Source organism: Streptomyces sp. BI87 (assembly GCF_025957665.1).
Taxonomy (GTDB): Bacteria; Actinomycetota; Actinomycetes; order Streptomycetales; family Streptomycetaceae; genus Streptomyces; species Streptomyces albidoflavus.
Genome location: NZ_CP110079.1, coordinates 1,880,102 through 1,902,645, shown reverse-complemented (window position 1 = coordinate 1,902,645; position 22,544 = coordinate 1,880,102). Strand labels below are relative to the sequence as shown.

The window sequence follows — 22,544 nt, the reverse complement described above, 5'->3', positions numbered from 1 at the left end:
GCGAGGATGACCGGAGCCACGGCCCGCCACGGCCCGGACGGCCATCCTGACCGGCCCCCCGTCCCGCCCCAGCGGCAGGCGCCCCGCGACCCGTTGCCCGAGCTGGTGGCCCGGCTGCGCGGCGCCGGGCTCGACGTCGACGCCGAACACCTCCTCGACGCCCTCTGGCTGGCCGCCCGCACCGGCGCCCCCGCCCCCGCCCCGGCCGACCCCCCGGCCGCCGGGACGGAGCGGGAGACCCCGCAGGAGGCCGCCGCCCAGGACCGCCCGGGCCCCGGCGCGTCCCGCACCGGGCCGGCCGTGGAGCCGTTCGGCCGCCCCACGGCGCCGCCCGGGCCCGCGGGCGAGCCCGCCGCCGAGGCCCGCGTCCCCCTGCACACCCGGCCGTCCACCGCCACCGTCGCCGACGACGGCCCGTCCGCCGGTGCACTGCCGGTCGGGGTGCCCGCCGCCGCGGTGCTCGCCTCACCGCTCAGGCTCCAGCGCGCGCTGCGCCCGCTCCAGGCGTACCGGACCGGCGCCGCCCCCAGGCGGCAGGTGCTCGACGAGGCCGCCACCGCCGAACTCACCGCCCGCGCCGGGGGACTGGTGCTGCCCGTCTTCCGGCCCGTCAACCGCCGTGAGGCCCTGCTCCAGCTGGTCCTGGACGCCTCCGGCTCGATGCGGGTCTGGCAGCGGCTCTTCGACGAGTTGCGGGAGGTCTTCGGCGGGCTCGGCGCCTTCCGCGACCTGCACGTCCGCTACCTCCACGCCACCGACGACGGCCGGGCCGCCGTCAGCCGCAGCCCGCGCCGCGACGGCGCGCCCCTGCACTCCACCGACCGCCTCGTCGACGCCACCGGACGCCGCGTCACCCTCCTGGTCAGCGACTGCGCCGGGCCCCTGTGGCACAGCGGCGCCGCCCACCGCACCCTGCACCGGCTCGCCGGACAGGGCCCCGTCGCCGTCCTCCAGCCGCTGCCGCAACGCCTGTGGCCCCGCACCCGGCTCCAGGTCACCTTCGGCGACCTGCGGCGCGGGCAGGGCGTCAGCGGGGCCGGACTGCTCAAGGTCGTCTCCGACGGACCGCCGCCCCCGCCCGGTGCCCGCCCCGTCCCGGTCCTGCCGCCCACCGCCGCCGCCCTCGGCTCCTGGGCCCGGCTGCTCTCCGGCACCGGACCCGTCCGCACCCCCGGCGCCGTCGGCTGGGTCAGCGCCGCCCAGGAACCGGCCCGGCCGGTCCGGGCCCGCCGTACCCTCACCCCGCTCCAGCTCGTCAGCCGGTTCCGCTCCACCGCCTCCCCGGCCGCCGGGCGGCTCGCGGTCTGCCTGGCCGCCGCCCCGCTCAACCTCCCCGTCATGCAGCTGGTCCAGCGCACGATGCTGCCCGACTCAGGACCCGCCGAACTCGCCGAGGTCCTCCTCAGCGGCCTCCTGGTCCGCGCCGACGAACCGGGCACCGGCGACGGCGAGCAGGAGCAGTGGTACGACTTCGTGCCCGGCGTCCGTCAGGCGCTGCTCGGCCCGCTCGGCCGCGACGAGGCGATGCTCGTCCTCAAACACTGCTCCGAGTACATCGAGCAGCGCTTCGGCAAGGGCGGCCCCAACTTCCCCGCCCTCGCCTACGCCCAACTCGGCCGGTCCACCGCCACCGGCCCGCTCCCCGACACCGGCCGCCCCGCCCGCCCCGGCCGGGCCCCCGGCACCGTGACCGGCGAGGCGGGGGAGGAGAACGCCCCCACCGTCCCGCAGCCCTTCGCCGAGGTCGCCGCCGACGTGCTGGAGCGCTTCATGACCGTCCCCCTGCACCACACCGACCCCTCGCCCGCCCCCGACGGCGCCGACCACCCCGTCCTCGGGGCCGCCGCCACCCTCACCCGGCGGTACGAGGAGGAGGGCATGGTCCAGTACCTGATGGACGCCGTCCAGCTCCTGCGCGGCGCCGCCGAGAACAGCCAGGGGCCGCCCCGGTCCGCCCTCTGGGCCCGGTACGCCCGCGAGGCGCTGCGGCTCTGGCGCGTCCAGGGCGGCCGGGACCTGCTCACCGCCGCCCGCGAGGCCGCCGAACGCGCCACCGCCGAGGACGCCGGCGGCCGCACCGGCCACCGCGACATCCTCGCCGCCACCCTGCACGCCACCGCCGAGGACCGGCGCCGCCGTGGCGACCGCCACGAGGCCCTCGACCTGCTGCGCCGCGCCGACCGGGAGTACGCCGTCGCCTGCGCCGCCCCCGGCCTCGGCTCCGGCCAGGCGCTCCGCCTCACCCTGGCGCGGGTCCGCGCCCTGGAGACCCAGTGGCGGCTGGGCGGCGACAGCTCCCTGCTCCAGGCCGCCGTCGGCATGCTGGAGGCCTTCACCGACATCTGGCCCGACCAGCACCGCCGGCCCGCCACCCTCGCCCTCGCCCACGGCCGCACCCTGCTCCGCCTGGCCGGCACCGGGCCCCCCGGCGGCCAGGCCCGCGCCCACGCCCGGCAGGCGGCCCGCGCCCTGCGCACCGTCGTCGACGCCGAGGCGGCCGGTGACGACGCCGGGGCGCTGGAGCCCGCCGAGCGGGAGGCGGCCCTCCTCGACCTCGCCGACGCCCTGCTGCGGGCCGGACCCGAGTACCACCAGGAGGCCGCCGACCGCGTCGAGGCGGCCCTCGGCGCCATCCCGCCCCCGTCCGCCCGCCGCCGCTCGGCCCTGCTCACCCGGGCCGGACGCGTCCACACCGCCCGGTACGAGGAGAGCGGCGACCCGGCCGAACTGGTCCGCGCCGCCGCCCGGTTCGAGGAGGCCGCCCCGGGCATCCCGCGCGACGCCCCCGCCCACGCCGCCCTGCTCGCGGAATGGGGCGAGGCGCTGCTGCGGCGCGCCCTGCTCGGCGACGGCACCCGCGAGGAGCGGCTGGAGCGGGTGGTGGCGGCGGTCCGGGTGCTGCGCGGCTGCCGTGCCGAGACCCCGCGCGGCGACCGGGCCTTCTCCCACCGGCTGGTGCTGCTGGGACGCGGCCTGATGGCCCGCCACCGGCTCACCGGCGACCGGGTCGACCTGCGCGAGGGCGAACACCTGCTGGGCCTCGCCGCCCAGGAGGCCGCCGGGCCGCTGGAGAGCGCCCGCTGCCTGCTGGAGGTGGGCCAGGCCCGGTTCGAGGCGGCCCAGACCCTCGGGCGCCCGGCCCGGCTGGACGAGGCCGCCGACGCCTTCCGGGCCGCCGCCGACGCCGCCCGGCGCGCCCGCGAGGAGGCCGATTCCGAACGGGCCGCCGCGGAATCCGCGACGCTGGGCGCTCAGGCGGAGCACTGGCGGGGTATGACCTATGAGGCGGCGGGGCGCCCGCGCGCGGCGCGCGAGGCGTACGGGGCCGCCCACCGGGCCTGGGGCCTGCTCCCGCCCGGTACCCAGCCCACCGTCGAGCCGACGCCCCGGCAGACGGCGCAACGCCTGGCCGAACTCGCCTGACGAGGCCCGGCCGCACCCGGGAAAGGAAGGGCACCGCCATGTCCGACGCCGTCCACCACCCCCCGCCCGCCCGGCCGCCCGCGCCGGAGGAGGCCGCCGTCCTGCCCGACCTCCTCGACCTCGACCTGGAGTCGCTGCGGACCCTGGACCACCCCGTCCTCACCGCCCTCCTCGACGACCTCCGGGGCCGCGGCTCCGGCCCGCGCGAGATGCTCTGGAACTTCAACAGCTCCTTCTGAGCGACCAGTTCCGGCCGGGCCCCCGCCCCGGCAACTCCGGAAAGCACGGCTCGGCAGCCGCCTCTTTCGGCCACCTTTCCCCGTGCGGGCCGGGCCAACAGGCCAGCGGGGCCGCGGCCGGTTTCGCCGCCGTGGGGGACCGGGCACCATCCGGGTCGGGCCGGCCGGGGGCACGGGGAGACGGCCCGTGCCCGGGACGGGGCGGCGGACGACACGGGGGTGCCGATGCCACGATCAGTGGGCCCGTCGCGCCCGCCCACGGACGCCGGACCTCCGTACCCCTTCCGCCAGTTCATCGTGAAGGTGCACGGGCGGTGCAACCTGGCCTGCCGCTACTGCTACCTCTACGAGGGCCCCGACACCGGCTGGCGCGACCGGCCGGCCGCCGCCTCGGACGCGGTGCTCGCGCTGACCGCCGACCGGATCGCCGAACACGCCGCCGCCCACCGGCTCCCCGCCGTCTCCCTCGTCCTGCACGGCGGGGAGCCCCTGCTGGCCGGCACCGACCGGCTCGCCGCCTTCGCCGCACTGGTCCGCCGCCGCGTCCCCGGCCACACCCGGGTGCGCGTCACCCTCCAGACCAACGCCACCCTGCTCACCGCCGCCCGCGTCCGCGACCTGGCCCGGGCCCGCATCGCCGTCGGCGTCAGCCTCGACGGGGGCCGGGCCCGCCACAACACCGCCCGCGTCGACCACGCCGGACGCCCCTCCTGGCCCGCCGCCCTCCGCGGCACCCGCCTCCTCGCCGAGCACGCCCCCGAGGCGTACGCGGGCCTCCTGCTCGTCGTCGACCCGGAACAGGACCCCGCCGAGGTGTACACCTCGCTGCTCCGGCTGCGGCCCCCCGCCGTCGACCTGCTGCTGCCGCACGGCAACTGGAGCGCCCCGCCGCCCGGCCTCCACCCGCCGCCGGGACCGCCCGCCCGCACCGGGGCCGGCGCCCCCGCCCCGTACGGCGACTGGCTCGCCGCCGTCTTCGACCTCTGGTGGGCCGCCGGGCGCAGGCAGACCCGGGTGCGGCTCTTCGAGGAGGCGATCGCCGCCCTGCTCGGCCTGCCCACCGGCACCGAGTCGCTCGGCCTCGACCCGTTCACCGCCGTGGTCGTGGAGACCGACGGCTCCCTCGAACAGACCGACTCGCTCAAGTCGGCCTACCCCGGCGCCGCCGCCACCGGACTCACCCTCGGCCGGAACACCTTCGACGACGCCCTCACCCACCCCGGCATCGCCGCCCGCCAGTCGGGCCCCGCCGCCCTCGCCGCCGACTGCCGCGCCTGCCCCCTCCTGCACGCCTGCGGCGGCGGCCACTACGCCCACCGCCACCGCGCCGGGGCGGGCTTCGGCCACCCCAGCGTCTACTGCGCCGACCAGCAGCGGTTCCTCCACCACGTGGCCGCCGCCCTGGCCCGCGCCACCGGCACCGGACCGGCCCGTGACCCCACCACGGCCGGGGAAGGAGGAACGCGGTGAGCCAGCCGATCCCCCACCACGTCCTGTACGAACTGGGGTGCACCGAAGGCTCCCCGGCCACCCTCCGGCTCCTCGCCCGCGACCAGGACCGGCGCCGGCTCCTGCTGCTGCGCGCCGTCCTGGACGCCGCCGACGCGGCCGGCGCCGACCGCTGCCCGCCCGCCGCCCGGCGCGGCCTCGCCGAGAGCTGGGCCCTGCTGGAGGCCGCCGAACGCGCCACACCCGACCGGGGCGCCACCGTCCGCTCCCTGCTGCTCGCCCCCCTCGTCGGCCCCTGGGCCGAACGCGCCCTCGCCCTGCTCACCGGCACCGGACCGCCCGACCCCGCCGCCACCGCCCACGCCCTGGCCCACCTCGCCCCGCTCGCCGCCGCCGCGGCCGTCCGCGCCGGGCTGCCGTTCCGCCTGAGGCTCACCGCCACCGGCGGCACCCTCGCCCTGCCCACCCTCGGCGCCCTGCGCACCGGGCCCGGCACCGTCCCGGTCGACGCCCACCACAGCGGCGGCCGCCTCGTCCTGCGCGCCGACGGCCCCCGGACCGTCACCGTCCGCCCGCAGCGCGGCCACGGCGCGTGGGCGGCGTCCCCCGCCTGGCGCGCCGCCCACGCCCTGCCGCCGCTCCTGCCCGGCGGCCACCCCGTCCCCCTGGACGACCTCGACCCGTACCGCGTGCCGCACCACCCGGACCAGCCCGGGTTCACCGGCATCACCGACCTCGACGACCTGGCCCGCAAACGCTGGGGCGCGGCCTGGTCCGGTGCCGCCGCCGCGCTCGGCCACGGCGGGCCGCACCGGATCAGCGAGGCCGTCACCCTGCTGCGCTGCCTCGTGCCGCTGGCGCCGCCGGGCGGCGGGGCGGCGGGGGAGCCGCCGCCGGGGAGTTGCAGCGGGACGCGGCGGGAGGCGTTCGGCGCCGTGCTGAGCAGCGAACCGCCCGACGCGGCCGGGTTCGCCGAGACCCTCGTCCACGAGACGCAGCACATCAAGCTCGCCGCCCTCGCCGCCCTCGCCCCGCTCCACCACGCCGACCCCGCCCCACGCCACTTCGCGCCCTGGCGGCCCGACCCGCGCCCCTTCGACGGGCTCTGGCACGGCGTCTACAGCCACCTCGCCCTCGCCGACTGGTGGCTGCACCACGCGCGCGCCCTGCCCCCGGGCCCCGGACGCGAACGGGCCTGGGCCGAACACGCCCGCCGCCGCGAGCAGGTCGGCGCCGCCCTGCCGGTCCTCGTCGGCTCCGACGCGCTCACCCCCGCCGGGCGCACCGTCGCCGAGGGGATGGTGACGGCGTACACCCGGCTCACCCACGCCGAGGTGCCCGCCGACCACCTGGCCCGCGCCGTCGCCTACGTCGCCACCACCCGGGCGCTCTGGCTCCAGCGCCAGGGCGGAACGCGCCCTTCCTGATCTTCTTCCGTGAATCACCCGTGTGGGGCCGTGAACACTGCTCCAATTGTGGGAAGTTGAACGGAGGATGTCCCGATCCGCCGACCCACCCAGAGGAGCAGGAGAGGCCCCATGAGTCAGTTCCTCACGCCGGAGGCGGTGTCTCCCGGGGGCGGTGTGCCGCAGCCCGTGACCATCAGCTTCGCCGGATTCGACCGCGCCTGGGCCGCCTGGGTCGGCGGCCTGCTGGAACGGCGCGGCCACGGCGTCGTCCTCCAGCGCTGGGACCCCTCCGTCCGCGAGCCGCTCGCCGACTCGCTCCGCGACCTCACCCTCGCCCCGGGCCCCGTCCTGATCGTCCTCTCCCGCTGGTACGTCCAGCTCGGCCCCCGCACCCACGAGGAGTGGAACGCCGCGCTCCGTGAGGTCGCCGCCACCCATCCCGGCCGCTTCGCCGCCGTCTCGGTCACCACCGACTCCCTGCCCACGGCCACCTCCGCCCTCGCCGCCGTCAACCTCACCGGCATCGGCGCCGACGAGGCCGAACGCCGGGTCCTGGCCCGCCTCGGCCTGCCCGACACCCCCGTCCAGGCACCGAGCCCCGAGGGCGCCCCCCGCTTCCCCCTCGACACCTCCGAGGTCTGGGGCGGCGTCCCGCGCCGCAACACCCGCTTCACCGGACGCGAGCGCATCCTCACCGACGCCCACCGGATCCTCCAGGACGCCGCCCGCGGCACCGGCGTCGTCACCCTCCACGGCATGCCCGGCGTCGGCAAGACCCAGCTCGCCGCCGAGTACGTCTACCGCTTCGGCTCCGAGTACGACGTCGTCTGGTGGGTCGACGCCGAGAGCCGCGCCTCCTTCCGGCTGCGCGTCGCCGAACTCGCCACCGCGCTGCGGCTGGACACCGGCCCCGAGTACGGCGAACGGCTCCGCGCCGTCCGCGACGCGCTGCGCCGGGGCCGCCCGTACGGCCGCTGGCTCCTCGTCCTCGACGGCGCCGACGAGCCGCACCAGATCTCCGACCTCGTCCCCACCGGCCCCGGCCACGTCCTCATCACCTCCCGGAACCCCGAGTGGGGCGAGCACAACAGCCGCATGCTGGAGATCGGCGTCTACGACCGCGCCGAGTCGGTGGCCTTCGTCCGCCGCCGCGCCCCCCGGCTCGGCCGCGCCGAAGCCCAGCAGCTCGCCGAGGCCCTCGGTGACCTGCCGCTGCTGCTCGACCAGACGGCCGGCTGGCTCAACGACTCCGACCTCTCCGTCGACGACTACATCGCCCTCCTCGAAGGCGGCATCGACCAGGACATCGTCAAGGTCTCCCAGGACTTTCCGCTCGCCTTCCAGACCGCCTGGTCGATACTGCTCAACAAGCTCCGCGAGACCGTCCCGGAGTCCGTCGCCCTGCTCGGCCTGTGCACCTTCTTCGCCCCCGGCACCATCCCGGTCCGCATCCTGCGCGACCTCGACCACCAGGAGGCCCCCGAGCCGGTCGCCGGGCTGCTCCGCGATCCCCTGCTGTGGAACCGCGCCGTCAACCAGCTCCGCCAGTACTCCGTCGTCAGCCTCGACTCCCACGAGTTCTCCGGCGACGACACCGCCCTGCCCGGCGAGGCGTTCTACCTCCACCGCATGGTCCACCAGATCGTCCACCGCGACCTGCCCGAGGCCGACCGCGCCCCCTTCGCCCAGGTCGTCCGCGCCGCCCTGGCCGCCGCCGACCCCGGCCGCCCCACCGACACCCGCCTGTGGCCCCGGTACGCCGAGATCGTGCCCCACCTCGAACACGCCCAGGCGCTGGAGTCCACCGACCCGGCCGTGCAGAACCTCGTCCTCAACTGCCTGCGCTACCTCTACCTCTCCGGCGAGTACAAGACCGGCGTCGCCCTGGGCGAACGCACCCTGGAGATCTGGCGGCGCCTCTTCGGCGACGAACACCCCCGCATCTGGGACCTCGTCCACCACTACGCCAACCTCCTGCGCGCCGGCGGCGACTTCGCCGGCACCGAGGCGATCGAGCGCGCCGCCACCGAACGGCTGCGCGCCCTCGACGGCCCCCGCGACCTCGCCTACCTGCGCGCATCCAGCGGCCTCGCCGCCGACCTGCGCGGCCTCGGCCGCTACGAGGAGGCGTACCAGCTCTCCACCGAGATCATGGACGCCTACGGCGAACTCCTCGGCGACCAGGACTCCCGCACCCTCAGCGCCCGCAACAACGTCGCCGTCTCGCTCCGCCTGCTCGGCCACTACCAGGAAGCGCTCGTCCTCGACAAGGACACGATGGAGCGCCGCCGCGAACTCCTGCGGCCCCGCCACAACTGGACGCTCTCCTCCGAGCACTCCTACGCCCTGGACCTGCGCCTGGTCGGCCGCTACAAGGACGCCGAGTCCCTCCAGGCCAGGAACGTCCGCGAACAGCGCCTCGTGATGGGCCGCGACAACCCGGTCACCCTCGACGCCGAGCACAACCTCGCCCTGTGCCACTACCGCCTCGGCGACCGCGAGGCGGCCGGGCTGCGCCTCGCCGACCTCCTGGACCGCTGCGAACGCACCGTCGGCGAGAACCACCCGCTCACCCTGCGCCTGACCGTCTCCCAGAGCTGCCACGCCCGCGAGCACGGCGACGTCGACCAGGCCCGCGAACTGAGCGAGTCCGTCCTGCGCCGCTACACCACCCTGCTCGGCCCCGGCCACCCCTTCGTCGCCGGCGTCCGCGCCAACCACGCCCTGGTACTGCGGAACGTCGGCGAGCGCCGCGACTACGCCCGCTACGCCGAACAGGCCTACGCCGACATGGCCCGGGCCGTCGGCGAACTCCACCCCTGGACGCTGGGCTGCGCCCTCAACGTCTCCGCCGTCCGCAACGTCGTCGGCGACCCCGAGGCCGCCGCGGAACTCTCCCGCACCACCGTCGAGAGGGCCACCGAGGCGCTGGGCCGCACCCACCCGCTGACCCTCTCCGCCCGCGTCGCCCACGCCGCCGACCTGCGCGGACTACGCCGCCGCAAGGACGCCGAGAAGATCGAGGACGAGGCGCTCCAGGACTTCGCCACCGTCCTCGGTGCCCAGCACGTCCACACCATCTCGGCCCGCTCCCGCAACCGCCCGTACTGGGACTTCGAGCCGTACTCGACCTGAGCCCGGACCGGCACCCCGCCGGAGAAGCCCTGAGGCCCGCCCCCGCGCACAGCGGGAGCGGGCCTCAGGCCGGTACAGGGCCGGGGTCAGGCGTCGAAGACCTCGGCGACCAGCTGGGCCTGCTCGGCCTGGTGGCGCTTGGCCGAACCGACCGCCGGGGACGAGGAGTGCGGACGCGAGATGCGCCGCAGCCGCTCGGCCGCCGGGAGGTCCGCGCCGACACCCAGGTCCAGGTGGTCGATCAGGTTGAGCGCGATGAAGGGCCAGAAGCCCTGGTTCGCCGGCTCCTCCTGGGCCCACAGGAACTTCTCGGCGTTCGGGTACTTGGCGATCTCCGCCTGGAGCTCGGCACCCGGCAGCGGGTACAGGCGCTCGACGCGGATGATCGCGGTGTCCGTGACGCCGCGCTTCTGCCGCTCGGCCTCCAGGTCGTAGTAGACCTTGCCGGCGCAGAGGACGACCTTGCGGACCTGCGAGGCGTCCACCGAGTCGTCACCGATGACCGGGCGGAAGCCGCCCGTCGTGAACTCCTCCGCCTTCGACGCGGCGGCCTTCAGGCGCAGCATCGACTTCGGCGTGAAGACCACCAGCGGCTTGTGGTGCGGGTTGTGCACCTGCCACCGCAGGAGGTGGAAGTAGTTCGACGGGAGGGTCGGCATGGCGACCGTCATGTTGTTCTGCGCACAGAGCTGGAGGAACCGCTCCGGACGGGCCGAGGAGTGGTCCGGGCCCTGGCCCTCGTAGCCGTGCGGCAGCAGCAGCGTCACACCGGAGTGCTGGCTCCACTTCTGCTCGGCCGAGGAGATGAACTCGTCCATGACGATCTGCGCGCCGTTGACGAAGTCACCGAACTGGGCCTCCCACAGCACCAGCGACTCCGGACGGGCCAGCGAGTAGCCGTACTCGAAGCCCATCGCCGCGTACTCGGAGAGCAGCGAGTCGTAGATGTTGTAGCGGGCCTGGTTGTCCGAGAGGTACAGCAGCGGCGTGTAGTCGTCGCCGGTCTCCCGGTCGATGAGGACCGCGTGGCGCTGGCCGAAGGTGCCGCGGCGCGAGTCCTGGCCGGAGAGGCGCACCGGGGTGCCCTCCATCAGCAGCGAGCCGATGGCCAGGGTCTCGCCCATGCCCCAGTCGATCGTGCCGTCCTCGACCATCGCCGCGCGGCGCTGGAGCTGCGGCAGCAGACGGGGGTGGACGGTGACCCGCTCGGGGATGTTGACCTGCGACTCGGCGATCCGCTTGACGACCTCCGGGGAGACCGCGGTGTTGACCGCGACCGGGAACTCCGCCTCGGGGCCCTCCGGCTCGTGCTGCACCGGGTGCGAGGTGGCCTCGCGGACCTCGGTGAAGACCTTCTCCAGCTGGCCCTGGAAGTCCTGGAGCGCCTGCTCCGCCTCTTCGAGGGTGATGTCGCCCCGGCCGATCAGCGACTCGGTGTAGAGCTTGCGCACCGAGCGCTTCTTGTCGATCAGGTCGTACATCAGCGGCTGGGTGAAGGCCGGGTTGTCCGACTCGTTGTGCCCGCGGCGGCGGTAGCAGATCAGGTCGATGACGACGTCCTTGTTGAACGCCTGGCGGAACTCGAAGGCGAGCCGTCCGACGCGGACGACGGCCTCCGGGTCGTCACCGTTCACGTGGAAGATCGGCGCCTCGATCATGCGGGCCACGTCGGTGGCGTACATCGAGGAGCGCGAGGACTCCGGTGCGGCGGTGAAGCCGACCTGGTTGTTGATGACGATGTGGACCGTGCCGCCGGTGCGGTAGCCGCGCAGCTGCGACATGTTGAGCGTCTCGGCCACCACGCCCTGGCCCGCGAAGGCCGCGTCGCCGTGGAGGGCGACGGGCAGGACGGTGAAGTCCGTGCCGCCCTTGTTGACGATGTCCTGCTTGGCGCGGACCACGCCCTCCATCACCGGGTCGACCGCCTCCAGGTGGGAGGGGTTGGCGGTGAGCGAGACCTTGATCTGCTCGCCGTCCAGGCCGGTGAAGGTGCCCTCGGCGCCCAGGTGGTACTTGACGTCGCCGGAGCCGTGCATCGACTTCGGGTCGAGGTTGCCCTCGAACTCCCGGAAGATCTGCGCGTACGACTTGCCGACGATGTTGGCGAGGACGTTGAGGCGGCCGCGGTGGGCCATGCCGATGACGACCTCGTCCAGGCGCGACTCGGCCGCCGAGTCCAGGACCGCGTCGAGCAGCGGGATGACGGACTCGCCGCCCTCCAGCGAGAACCGCTTCTGGCCGACGTACTTGGTCTGGAGGAAGGTCTCGAACGCCTCGGCGCTGTTGAGCCGCCGCAGGATGCGCAGCTGCTCCTCGCGCTCGGGCTTGCCCGGACCGCGCTCCACCCGGTCCTGGATCCACTTGCGCTGCTTCGGGTCCTGGATGTGCATGAACTCGATGCCGGTGGTGCGGCAGTACGAGTCGCGCAGGACGCCGAGGATGTCGCGGAGCTTCATCATCGACTTGCCGGCGAAGCCGCCGACGGCGAAGGTGCGCTCCAGGTCCCACAGCGTGAGCCCGTGCTCGTTGATGTCGAGGTCGGGGTGCTTGCGCTGGTGGTACTCGAGCGGGTCGGTGTCGGCCATGACGTGGCCGCGGACCCGGTAGGAGTGGATCAGCTCGAAGACGCGGGCCGCCTTGGTGACGTCGTCGTCGTGCGAGGCGTCGATGTCCTTGAGCCAGCGGACCGGCTCGTAGGGGATGCGCAGCGCCTTGAAGATGTCGTCGTAGAACTCGTTCTCGCCGAGCAGCAGGTTGGCGACGATCCGCAGGAACTCGCCGGAGGCGGCGCCCTGGATGACCCGGTGGTCGTAGGTCGACGTCAGGGTCATGACCTTCGAGATGCCGAGCTTGTTCAGGGTGTCCTGCGAGGTGCCCTGGAACTCCGCCGGGTACTCCATCGCGCCCACGCCGAGGATCACCGACTGGCCGGGCATCAGACGCGGCACCGAGTGGACGGTGCCGATGCCGCCGGGGTTGGTCAGCGAGACGGTGACGCCCGAGAAGTCGTCCATCGTCAGCTTGTTGTCCCGGGCCCGGCGGACGATGTCCTCGTACGCCTGCCAGAACTCGAAGAAGTTGAGCGTCTCGGCCTTCTTGATGGCCGCGACGACGAGCTGGCGGTCGCCGTTGGGCTTGACCAGGTCGATGGCGAGCCCGAGGTTGATGTGCTCGGGCTTGACCAGCGTCGGCTTGCCGTCCTTCTGCGCGAAGGAGTTGTTCATCGACGGCATGGCCTTGATGGCCTGCACCATGGCGTAGCCGATCAGGTGCGTGAAGGAGATCTTCCCGCCCCGGGCGCGCTTCAGGTGGTTGTTGATGACGATGCGGTTGTCGAAGAGGAGCTTGACCGGCACCGCGCGCACGGACGTGGCCGTGGGCAGCTCCAGCGAGGCGCTCATGTTCTTCGCGACCGCGGCCGAGGGGCCACGCAGCGTGACGAACTCCGGGCCTTCCGCGGGCGCGGCAGGCTCGGCGGCCTTCGCGGCGGGCTTGGCCGGAGCGGCCTTGGCGGGGGCCGTCTTCGCGGGGGCGGCCTTGGCGGCCGGCGCCTGCTCGGCGGGCTTGGCCGGCGCGGCGGCCGGCTTCGCCTCGGGGGCCTTGGCCGCCGGAGCGGGCTTGGCCGGCGCGACCGGGGTCGCGGCCGAGGGGGCCGCGGTCTCCACGGGAGCCGTGCCACCCCCGCCGGGCTTGTAGTCGGCGAAGAAGTCCCACCAGGCTCGGTCTACCGAGTTCGGGTCCTGGAGGTACTGCTGGTAGATCTCGTCGACGAGCCACTCGTTCGACCCGAACGCGGCGGCAGGACTCTTGCCCTGCCCCGCTTGGTCGGTCGAGACGCTCGAATTACTGGGGGACTGTGGCGACACGGCGGCAACCGCCCTCTTCCGCTTCACAAGGTGGTGGACAGCGGGAATAAAGGCTACGCCTTCGTCACCGAGAGGTGCAGGCCGGGCCGGGCATCCGTCGTGAAAGTCACACCAGATCCCGTGTTTCGGGTCTCTGATTGGCGGGAAACAAGCGGGATTTCCCTCCAGCCCGGACGCCTCCGTGCACGGCCGCGGTCCCTCGGGCCCGCATCCCTGTCAGTTGGCACGTCGTTACTGCGTTACCGCTATGAACAGTACGCCACTCGGGGGTCAACCGTGTGCTTCGGGCAGCCCCGGCAGGCTGACGCGAATACGGCAGCCACGTGGGGATTCGGCGACTCCGATGCGCCCCCCGTGCAGATCCACCGCCCACCGCGCGATGGCCAGGCCGAGCCCCGTCCCGCCGTCCGCGCCGGGCTCGTGCGGCTTGGCCGCGCTGCCCCGGTTGAACCGCTCGAAGACCCGGTGCCACTCCGACTCGGGGATGCCCGGACCCTCGTCCAGCACCTCCAGCTCCAGCGACTGGGAGCCGTGGCCCGGGCGGGCACGGACAGTGACGGCGCCGCTCGGCGGGGAGTGCTTGACGGCGTTGTCGATGAGGTTGGCCACCACCTGGTGGAGCCGCTCCACGTCCGCGTAGGCGGTCAGGTCCAGCGGCTCGACGTCCAGGATGAGGTGGACGTCGGTGCGGCTGTGGTTGCCCGAGCCCGAGGTGGTCCGGCGCTGCGAGGCGACCAGGTTGGCCTCCTTCAGCACTCCGGAGAGGTAGGGCCAGACCTCGAAGCGGTGGGTCTTCAGCGGTACGACACCGTTGTCGAGGCGGGAGAGGTCGAGCAGGGTGTCGACCAGCCGGCCCAGCCGCTCGGTCTGCTTCAGGGCGGTGCGCATCGTCTCCGGGTCGGCCGCCGAGACGCCGTCCACGACGTTCTCCAGCACCGCGCGGAGAGCGGCGATGGGGGTGCGCAGTTCGTGCGAGACGTTGGCGACCAGCTCCTTGCGGTGCAGGTCCTGCGACTCCAGCTCGTCGGCCATCCGGTTGATGGTGTGCGCGAGGTCGCCCAGTTCGTCGCGGCGGTCCGCCCCGCGCGCCCGGCGGGTGTAGTCGCCGTGCGACACGGAGCGGGCCACGGAGTTCATCTCGTCCAGCGGCGCCGTCAGGCCGTGCGCCACGAACTGCGTGATCAGCAGCGTGGCGATCATGGAGAAGACGGTGATGAAGCGGAGTTCGGTGTCGGTGCGGACCGCCACCATCAGCAGCCCGGTGGTGATCAGCACGGAGATGACGACCAGCGCGCCGAGCTTCGTCTTCACGGAGAAGGGCCGGTACCCGCCCTGGGGGGCCGCTGGGCCGGTCATGGCGTCGGCGTCTCCAGGGCGTAGCCGACACCGTGGACGGTGCGGATGCGCTCCGCGCCGATCTTCCGCCGCAGCGCCTTGATGTGGCTGTCGACCGTCCGCGTGCCGGAGGCGTCGGCCCAGTCCCACACCTCGGCGAGCAGCTGCTCGCGGGAGAGGACGGCGCGCGGGGTGTTGGCCAGGCAGACCAGCAGGTCGAACTCGGTGGGCGTCAGGTGGACGTCCTCGGCGTGGACCCGGACCCGGCGCTGGGCGTGGTCGATCTCCAGTTCGCCCAGGCGGAGGATGCCGCTGCGGGGGGTGGCCGCCGCGAGCGCCGCCCGCTCGACGCGGCGCAGCAGGACGTGCACCCGCGCCGCCAGTTCCCGCATGGAGAACGGCTTGGTCATGTAGTCGTCCGCGCCGACGCCGAGTCCGACCAGCATGTCGGTCTCGTCGTCGCGCGCCGTGAGCATCATCACCGGTACCGGCCGCTGCGCCTGGACTCTGCGGCAGACCTCCAGGCCGTCGAAGCCGGGCAGCATGATGTCGAGGATCAGCAGATCGGGCTGCCACGCCTCGGCGGTGTCGACCGCCGCGGGCCCGTCCGTCGCCGTCTGCACGAGGAAGCCCTCGGCCCGCAGCCGGGCGGAAATGGCTTCGACGATCGTGGTGTCGTCCTCGACCACCAGCACCCGGCGCTGTGCACCCGGCGTCGCCGCCGAATTGCCGTTGTGGGAGGTCTGTGTGTGCTCCATCGCCCGCCCCTGGAAGTGCGCCTGGTTGGTATGCCGGACCTCGTGGGGAGATCCGGGGGATGGTGAGCAGCGTAAGGGCTGGACGGGGCTCGGGGCTACGCGGCCTTGACGGCGAGGTGCACGACGTCCGGGACGCCCCGGGCAACCTGGATTTCTTCGGTACGGACCGCCCGGAATCCGCATTTACGCAATGTTCCTTCGAAAACGGCGGACGGCTGGGCCGACCAGACGGCCAGGACTCCCCCGCCGGTCAGCCGCGCGGCGCAGGCGGCGAGCCCGGCCGGCGCGTACAGCCCGTCGTTGTCCTCGGTCACCGTCCAGTCGGGCCCGTTGTCGATGTCGAGGCAGAGCGCGTCGTACGTGGCGGTGGTGGTCCGCAGGTGCTCCAGCAGGTCGGCGCGGACCACCTCGGTACGCGGGTCGGCCAGCGCGGCGCCGGAGACGGCGGCCAGCGGCGGCGCCTCGCCCGCGGTGTGCCAGTCGATGACGGCGGGCTCCCGCTCCACCACGGTGATCCGCCCCCACCCCGGGTCGGCCGCCGCGTGCGCCAGCGAGAAGCCGACCCCCAGCCCGCCGATGAGCACCCGGGGAGCCTCGCGCCCGCCGAGCGCCTCCCGCGCCGCGTCGACGAGCAGCCGCTCGGAGCGCCCGTCGGAGGTGTCCATCAGGAACGTCCCGTTGGCGATGATCTGGAGCAGCCCCCCGTGCCGCCGCAGCACCACCTCGCCGTACGGGCCCTCCCGCCGGTCCAGCACCTCGGGGACGGTCTCCTCGGGGGCGAAGGGGGCGGGAAGCGGGGCGGGCATGGCGGGGACCTCCGGATGACGCGGGTGAGCGGGGGCGGCACCATCCTGGCCGGGGCCGACGGCGGCGACAAGCGGTTTCGGCAGGGGCCACCCGGCCGGGTACGGGCCCGGCTCACGCCACGGCGGCCCGCACCGCCCGAGGCCCCCGCGCCAGCCACAGCCCGACCCCGGCGACGCCCACGGCCGAGGCGACCGACCAGGCCAGGGGCGCCCCGTCCCCGGCGGCGGGCCAGGCGACCACCCCGTACCGGCGGCCGTGGACGGGCGGCGCCGCCAGCCACACCGCCGCCGCGTGGAGCGGGCCGAGCAGCGCGCCGAGCGGTGCGCCGGCCAGCACCGAGGCGCCGGCGCTGAGCCCGGCCGCGCCGAGCGCGTTCCGCACGGTCACGGCGGCGTCGGCGCCGGGGGCGAGGGCGACCAGGGCGGTGGTCGGCACGGCCAGCGCCAGCAGCGGCCAGAGCCGCAGCCACCAGCGGGCCCGGACCGTACCGGCCTCGACCTCCGGCCCGTACGAGGCCGAGGTGCCGACGGCGAGGGCGGCGGCCAGTGCCGGGGCGAGGGCGGCGAGCGGGGCCCGGCCCTGGTCCCCGAAGCCGGCCGACGCGTCGCCGGTCCACCAGACGGCGGCGACGAACAGCGCGAGGCAGGCGGCGGCGGGGGCGAGGCGGTGGAGGCGGGCGTGGAGCACGGGCGGTGGCGCGGTGCTCGGGGCGATGGCCATCAGAGGTCTGGTCCAATCTGGTTCGGGGTGGCTCCGGCGGGGTGCGGGGGCGGTGCGGAAGGTGCGCGGGGCGCCGCCCTCCCCTCGTGGGGCGGCGTCCCGCGCACGGTCAGAGGGCCGGCTGGGCGGCGAGGTCGCAGCGCTGGGCGGCGGCGATGTACTCCCCGAGCCAGGCGGCGCGTTCGGCGTCGGGCAGGGCGCGGAGGCGGTCGAGCTGCTTGAGGGCGGTGCGGGTCTCGGCGGCCCTCCTCGCGCCCCAGTACCGCTCGGCCTCCCGGATGGCGTACTCCGGGTCGCTGAGGTTCCGCTGATGGGTCGGGGCGAGGTAGGTCCACACCACGTCGTCCAGCGCTCCGCCGGAGGGGTCCGGGCAGTCGGGGGAGAGCAGGGCCGCCACGGCCTCCCAGGCGTACACCGCGTGGTCGGTCACCTCGCCGCGTACGACGCTGTGGCCGAGCGGGGTGAACATGGGCAGTTGCACCTCGCCCGTGCCCCGGCGGACGCGGTGCCCCGGCCGGTCCTCCACGAACCGCTCGGGCAGGCCCGGCACCCCCGCCAGCCGTTCCCGCAGTCCCGACAGCGCCTCCCCGGCCGGGGCGAGCAGGTTCTGGTGGCGCTCGGTCACGCAGATCTGAGGCGTCCCCTCGTCGCAGACCAGCCGCCGGCCGCGCGGGTCCGCGCGCCAGGCGTTGTCACCGGTCTGGACCAGTACGGTCGCCGCGAGGGCCGCCGCCACCAGCGGTGCCGACGTGAGCAGTTTCCGCCGAGCGGTGAAGGCAACCAGTGCCGCCAGGGCCGGGCCGCCGACCCACACCGCGATCACCGGGGCCAGCCAGAGCGCCGGCATCTCCCCGCTCATCCCCGGCTCCTGCACCGGGGCGAGCCGGCCCAGGGGGGTGTCGACGTAGGCGGAGAACCCGAGCAGCACGTAGCACCCGAGCGCCAGCACCGGCGCGGCCCCGCGCCACTTCACCACGCGCCCCACCACGAACCCGATCGCCGTCAGCCCCGCCACGAGGACCGAGTCGGCCGCGTGGAGCAGCCCGTGCCCCCAGGTGAGACCGCCGCCCAGGGAGTACGGCCAAGTCGCCAGGTACACCCCGGCCGTGCCAAGGAGCTGGGCCACCACCACGCAGGCCGCCAGCGGGGCCAGCGCCGCGAGCGTCCGGGCCCGGGGGCCGCGTACCGCCTGTCGCAGCAGGTCGCCGGTGCCCCGGCGGTGCTCCCGGCCGCCCTGCCAGCAGCCGGCGGCGGCGACCAGGGGGCCGAGGAGGAGCATGGTGGTCCAGCGCAGCAGGCCGTGGGTCCGGGCCCAGTCGCCCTGCCACTCGGCCGCATCGGTCCCCATCGTCACGGCGAGCGTCAGCAGCACGGCCGCCCCGGCCCAGGGGGCGAGCCCGCGCCGGAGTTCGCTGCGCCAGGGGGAGGGGGCGGCGTCGGGGCCCGGGGGTGCCGGTGCGGGCCGGGTCGCGGTGGGCGCGCTCATCGCGTGCCCCCGGTGGCCGGGGCCGAGCGGTGGTCGCGCAGGGCGAGGGTGTAGCCGCGCTCCAGGGCGTTGCCGCCCAGTTCCTCCGGTGCCTCGGTGCCCTTGCGGGCCAGGCCCGAGGGCGTGTCGCGCAGGGCCACGCGGCCCGCGTCGAGCAGGGTCACGGTCGAGCACGCGTCGGCCACGTCCTCCACCAGGTGGGTGGAGACCAGCACGGTGGTGTCGTGGGCGAGCGTGCGCAGCAGTGCCCGGAAGCCGAGCCGCTGCTCGGGGTCGAGCCCGGCGGTCGGCTCGTCGAGGAGCAGGACCGCCGGTTCGTTGACGAGGGCCTGGGCGATCCCGGCCCGGCGCACCATGCCCCCGGAAAGCCGCTTGAGCGGGGTGCCGGCGCTCGCCGAGAGCCCCACCCGGTCCAGGGCGCGTTCCACCGCCTCGGGGGCGAGCGCCGCCGGGACCTCCTTGAGCCACGCCATGTAGGAGACGAACTCCCGCACGGTGAAACCGGGGTAGTGGCCGAAGTGCTGCGGCAGGTAGCCCAGCCGGCGCCGCACCTCGGTGCGGCCGGCGCGGTCCGCGAGGTCGTGGCCGAGGAGCTCCACCCGGCCCGCCGCGAGCCCGGCGGCGGTGGCCAGGACCCGGATGAGGGAGGTCTTTCCGGCGCCGTTGGGCCCCAGCAGCCCGTGGACCCCCGTGGAGAACGCCAGGTCCACCCCGTCCAGGGCGGTGGTTCTGCGGTGGCGGACGTGCAGCCCGTCCACCCGGATCGTGGTCGTGGTCACGAGAACTCCGGTCGGTCGAAGGAGTCGAAGGAGTGGCGGCGCACGGCGAGCAGGGCGGCGCAGCACAAGGCCGCGCCCGCCCAGCCGGCCTGCGCGCCGGGGGAGGAGAACCAGGGGGTGAGGGCCTGGGCGAGTTGTTCCGCCGGGAGGGCGCCGTACCGGACGGTCACCGGGCCGAGCACCCCGAGCGACCACAGCCCGCCGGCCACCGCCGCCGCGTTCCGGCACCCCAGGTACGAGCCGAGGGCCAGCGCGCCGAGGGTGAGCGCCAGCGCCGGGAGCAGCCACGCCGCCGGTCCCGGCCCGCCCTCCACCGCCGGCAGCAGCGCCCCGGCCACCGTCAGCGCCGGTACGCAGACCGCCAGCACGGCCGCGCTCCGCACCAGCAGCAGCCGCAGCCCGCCGCCCGGCGAGGTCGCCGTCAGCTCGTGCAGCGGATCGGTGTGCGGTCCGTACGACAGGGCCACCCCGGCCAGCGGCAGCAGCGGTGCCAGCAGCAGCAGGGCGGTGCGCGCCTGGGGGAACGCCCCACCGTGCGCCAGGACCAGCGCCACCAGGCAGACCCCGGCGACCGCCGGCAGCCGGGGGCCGCGCAGGGCGGGCCCGGCGGTCCAGCGCAGCCGGGTCCAGCGGCCTGGTGGCCGGACGGGAACAGGGGGTGCCGTCTCCTGCCGGGCGGGCGAGAGCCCCGCCACCTCGGCCAGCAGCGCCGAGCGCACCGCCGCCAGCGTGGGTCCCGCGGTCGAGGCGCGGGCGGCGGCGGAGACCCGGGCGGCGCAGGCGCCGCAGCCCTCCACATGGCGTTCGACCTGCCAGGAGTCGGGTTCGGGGAGTTCCCCGGAGGCGTAACGGGTGGCCACCGCGGCGTCGAGGTGGTGGCGGTGCGCGGTCATGCGAGGTCTCCCAGGGGCCGGCGCGGAGAAGAAGGGGGAGCGGCGGCCGGGTGGCGCGGGTCGTCCGGTACCCCGGCGAGGCGGGCGAGCGCCGCCCGCAGCTCCCTGCGGGCGCGCAGGGCACGGGTCTTGACGGTGCCCTCGGGCACGCCGAGCAGGGTGGCGGCCTCCCGCGTGGTCAGCCCGTCGACCACGGTGGCGCGCAGCACCTCCCGCAGTTCGGGGCCGAGCCGCCGCAGGGCGGTGCCGACGTCGCCGTACTCGAGGCCGCCCAGCCCGTCCAGTCCGTCCAGGACGCTGTCCTCGGCCGAGGGGGCGGGCGGCGCGGGGACCGGTGCGTACCGTTCGGCGCGTTCGCGTGCCCGCAGGGCGTCGACGAGCCGCCTGGCGGCGATGGTCCACAGCCAGCCGCCGGCCTCGCCGCCCCGGTGGGCGCCGGCGGAGCGCCAGACGGTGACGAAGGTGTCCTGGAGGACCTCCCGGACCGTCTCCGGGTCGGGGCAGCGCCGCGTCAGGCGGAGCTGGAGCCAGCCGGCGTGGCGGTCATAGAGCCGGGCCAGGGCCGCCTGGTCGCCCTGGGCGACGGCGCGCAGCAGGGCCGCGTCGTTCTCCTCCGGTGCCCCCATGGGGCGGAACAGTCTCACGTCCCCTTTATCGACGGGCGGGGCGCGGACGGTTCACGATGATGCGGACGGAGGGCTTCCGTGAGGCTCCGACCTGGAGACGTTGCATGAGCATGCGTTCCGTTGCATACTCTTGCTATGTCCAAAGTCCTGACCTCCCTCCCCACCGGCGAGCGCGTCGGCATCGCCTTCTCCGGCGGGCTCGACACCTCGGTCGCCGTCGCCTGGATGCGTGACAAGGGCGCGGTCCCCTGCACGTACACCGCCGACATCGGCCAGTACGACGAGCCCGACATCGCCTCCGTGCCCGGCCGTGCCACCGCCTACGGCGCCGAGATCACCCGTCTCGTCGACTGCCGTGCCGCGCTGGTCGAGGAAGGGCTGGCGGCGCTGGCCTGCGGCGCGTTCCACATCCGTTCCGGTGGGCGCCCGTACTTCAACACCACGCCGCTGGGCCGCGCCGTCACCGGCACGCTGCTGGTGCGGGCGATGCTGGAGGACGGGGTGCAGATCTGGGGCGACGGCTCCACCTTCAAGGGCAACGACATCGAGCGGTTCTACCGCTACGGCCTGCTCGCCAACCCCCACCTGCGGATCTACAAGCCCTGGCTGGACGCGGACTTCGTCTCCGAGCTGGGCGGCCGCAAGGAGATGTCCGAGTGGCTGCTCGCCCACGGGCTGCCCTACCGGGACTCCACCGAGAAGGCGTACTCCACCGACGCCAACATCTGGGGCGCCACCCACGAGGCGAAGACCCTGGAGCACCTGGACACCGGGATCGAGACGGTCGACCCGATCATGGGCGTCAAGTTCTGGGACCCGTCGGTGCAGATCGACACCGAGGACGTGACCATCGGCTTCGAACAGGGCCGCCCGGTCACCATCAACGGCAAGGAGTTCTCCTCCGCCGTCGACCTCGTCATGGAGGCCAACGCGATCGGCGGCCGCCACGGACTCGGCATGTCCGACCAGATCGAGAACCGCGTCATCGAGGCCAAGAGCCGCGGCATCTACGAGGCCCCCGCCATGGCGCTGCTCCACCTCGCCTACGAGCGCCTGGTCAACGCCATCCACAATGAGGACACGGTCGCCGCCTACCACAACGAGGGCCGCCGCCTGGGCCGGCTGCTCTACGAGGGCCGCTGGCTGGACCCGCAGGCGCTGATGATCCGCGAGTCGCTCCAGCGCTGGGTCGGCTCCGCGATCACCGGTGAGGTCACCGTGCGGCTGCGGCGCGGCGAGGACTACTCGGTCCTCGACACCCAGGGCCCCGCCCTCAGCTACCACCCGGACAAGCTCTCCATGGAGCGCACCGAGGACTCCGCCTTCGGCCCCGTCGACCGCATCGGCCAGCTGACCATGCGCAACCTCGACATCGCCGACTCCCGCGCCCGCCTGGAGCAGTACGCGGGCATCGGCATCGTCGGCACCGAGCACCCGACGATTGGCGCCGCCCAGGCGGCCTCGACCGGCCTGATCGGCGCCATGGACCAGGGTGGCGCCGAGGCCATCGCCTCGCGCGGCGAGACCTCCGAGGAGGAGACGGCGCTCGACCGCGCCGCCATCGAGTCCGGCACGGACTGACCCCGCCCCGTACGCCTCGCACGGCGGGCCCGGCCACC

15 protein-coding genes are annotated in these 22,544 nt (G+C 75.0%); 6 read left to right on the top strand and 9 right to left on the bottom strand.

The annotated features are described in order from the left end of the window. Window positions 1–6 precede the first annotated feature (6 nt). The 5 genes from OIM89_RS08135 to fxsT all read left to right on the top strand — a co-directional run bounded on the left by OIM89_RS08135 (window position 7) and on the right by fxsT (window position 9,655). Window positions 7–3,423 carry an SAV_2336 N-terminal domain-related protein gene (locus OIM89_RS08135; protein ID WP_264491115.1) on the top strand — a complete coding sequence of 1,139 codons (3,417 nt, stop codon included), beginning with the start codon at window positions 7–9 and terminating at the stop codon, window positions 3,421–3,423. A 38-nt stretch (window positions 3,424–3,461) separates the two neighbouring features. Continuing rightward, on the top strand, window positions 3,462–3,662 hold the full coding sequence (gene fxsA / locus OIM89_RS08130; RefSeq protein WP_030695577.1) for an FxSxx-COOH cyclophane-containing RiPP peptide: 201 nt from the start codon (window positions 3,462–3,464) through the stop codon (window positions 3,660–3,662). A gap of 225 nt (window positions 3,663–3,887) precedes the next feature. After that, the gene (locus OIM89_RS08125; RefSeq protein ID WP_264491114.1) at window positions 3,888–5,132 is read left to right on the top strand and encodes an FxsB family cyclophane-forming radical SAM/SPASM peptide maturase; all 1,245 of its coding nucleotides are present in this window, start codon (window positions 3,888–3,890) and stop codon (window positions 5,130–5,132) included. Further along, window positions 5,129–6,538: an aKG-HExxH-type peptide beta-hydroxylase gene (locus tag OIM89_RS08120; RefSeq protein WP_047467282.1), complete on the top strand. Its 1,410-nt coding sequence runs from the start codon at window positions 5,129–5,131 to the stop codon at window positions 6,536–6,538. Before OIM89_RS08125 ends, OIM89_RS08120 begins: the two co-directional genes overlap by 4 nt. Before the next feature lie 111 nt (window positions 6,539–6,649). Beyond that, window positions 6,650–9,655: an FxSxx-COOH system tetratricopeptide repeat protein gene (gene fxsT, locus OIM89_RS08115; RefSeq protein WP_030695580.1), complete on the top strand. Its 3,006-nt coding sequence runs from the start codon at window positions 6,650–6,652 to the stop codon at window positions 9,653–9,655. An 86-nt stretch (window positions 9,656–9,741) separates the two neighbouring features. On the opposite strand, the gene OIM89_RS08110 is transcribed toward fxsT, so the two are convergent. The 9 genes from OIM89_RS08110 to OIM89_RS08070 form a co-directional block, all read right to left on the bottom strand. Continuing rightward, a complete protein-coding gene (locus OIM89_RS08110) occupies window positions 9,742–13,521 on the bottom strand; it encodes a multifunctional oxoglutarate decarboxylase/oxoglutarate dehydrogenase thiamine pyrophosphate-binding subunit/dihydrolipoyllysine-residue succinyltransferase subunit (protein ID WP_047467279.1) in 3,780 nt (1,259 codons plus the stop codon). Window positions 13,522–13,791: 270 nt separating this feature from the next. Further along, window positions 13,792–14,877 carry a sensor histidine kinase gene (locus OIM89_RS08105; protein ID WP_030695582.1) on the bottom strand — a complete coding sequence of 362 codons (1,086 nt, stop codon included), beginning with the start codon at window positions 14,875–14,877 and terminating at the stop codon, window positions 13,792–13,794. Further along, window positions 14,874–15,614, bottom strand: coding sequence for a response regulator transcription factor (locus OIM89_RS08100; protein WP_003950821.1), 741 nt, complete (start codon window positions 15,612–15,614; stop codon window positions 14,874–14,876). Before OIM89_RS08100 ends, OIM89_RS08105 begins: the two co-directional genes overlap by 4 nt. 95 nt (window positions 15,615–15,709) lie before the next feature. Continuing rightward, complete coding sequence (locus tag OIM89_RS08095; protein WP_030695583.1) at window positions 15,710–16,420, bottom strand: hypothetical protein; 711 nt, start codon at window positions 16,418–16,420, stop codon at window positions 15,710–15,712. Window positions 16,421–16,532: 112 nt separating this feature from the next. Beyond that, on the bottom strand, window positions 16,533–17,141 hold the full coding sequence (locus tag OIM89_RS08090) for a hypothetical protein (RefSeq protein WP_226964411.1): 609 nt from the start codon (window positions 17,139–17,141) through the stop codon (window positions 16,533–16,535). Between the two features lie 109 nt (window positions 17,142–17,250). Beyond that, the gene (locus OIM89_RS08085; RefSeq protein WP_226964412.1) at window positions 17,251–18,627 is read right to left on the bottom strand and encodes a hypothetical protein; all 1,377 of its coding nucleotides are present in this window, start codon (window positions 18,625–18,627) and stop codon (window positions 17,251–17,253) included. Beyond that, a complete protein-coding gene (locus tag OIM89_RS08080; RefSeq protein ID WP_217466634.1) occupies window positions 18,624–19,406 on the bottom strand; it encodes an ATP-binding cassette domain-containing protein in 783 nt (260 codons plus the stop codon). Before OIM89_RS08080 ends, OIM89_RS08085 begins: the two co-directional genes overlap by 4 nt. Further along, window positions 19,403–20,299, bottom strand: a complete 897-nt coding sequence (locus OIM89_RS08075; RefSeq protein WP_175457854.1) for a zf-HC2 domain-containing protein — start codon at window positions 20,297–20,299, stop codon at window positions 19,403–19,405. Before OIM89_RS08075 ends, OIM89_RS08080 begins: the two co-directional genes overlap by 4 nt. Then, window positions 20,296–20,925: an RNA polymerase sigma factor gene (locus OIM89_RS08070; protein WP_047467274.1), complete on the bottom strand. Its 630-nt coding sequence runs from the start codon at window positions 20,923–20,925 to the stop codon at window positions 20,296–20,298. The genes OIM89_RS08075 and OIM89_RS08070 overlap by 4 nt, the downstream gene beginning before the upstream one ends. Window positions 20,926–21,060: 135 nt before the next feature. Here OIM89_RS08070 and argG point away from each other — a divergent pair, with 135 nt between their 5' ends. Then, a complete protein-coding gene (argG, locus tag OIM89_RS08065) occupies window positions 21,061–22,506 on the top strand; it encodes an argininosuccinate synthase (RefSeq protein ID WP_030695589.1) in 1,446 nt (481 codons plus the stop codon). Window positions 22,507–22,544 lie beyond the last annotated feature (38 nt).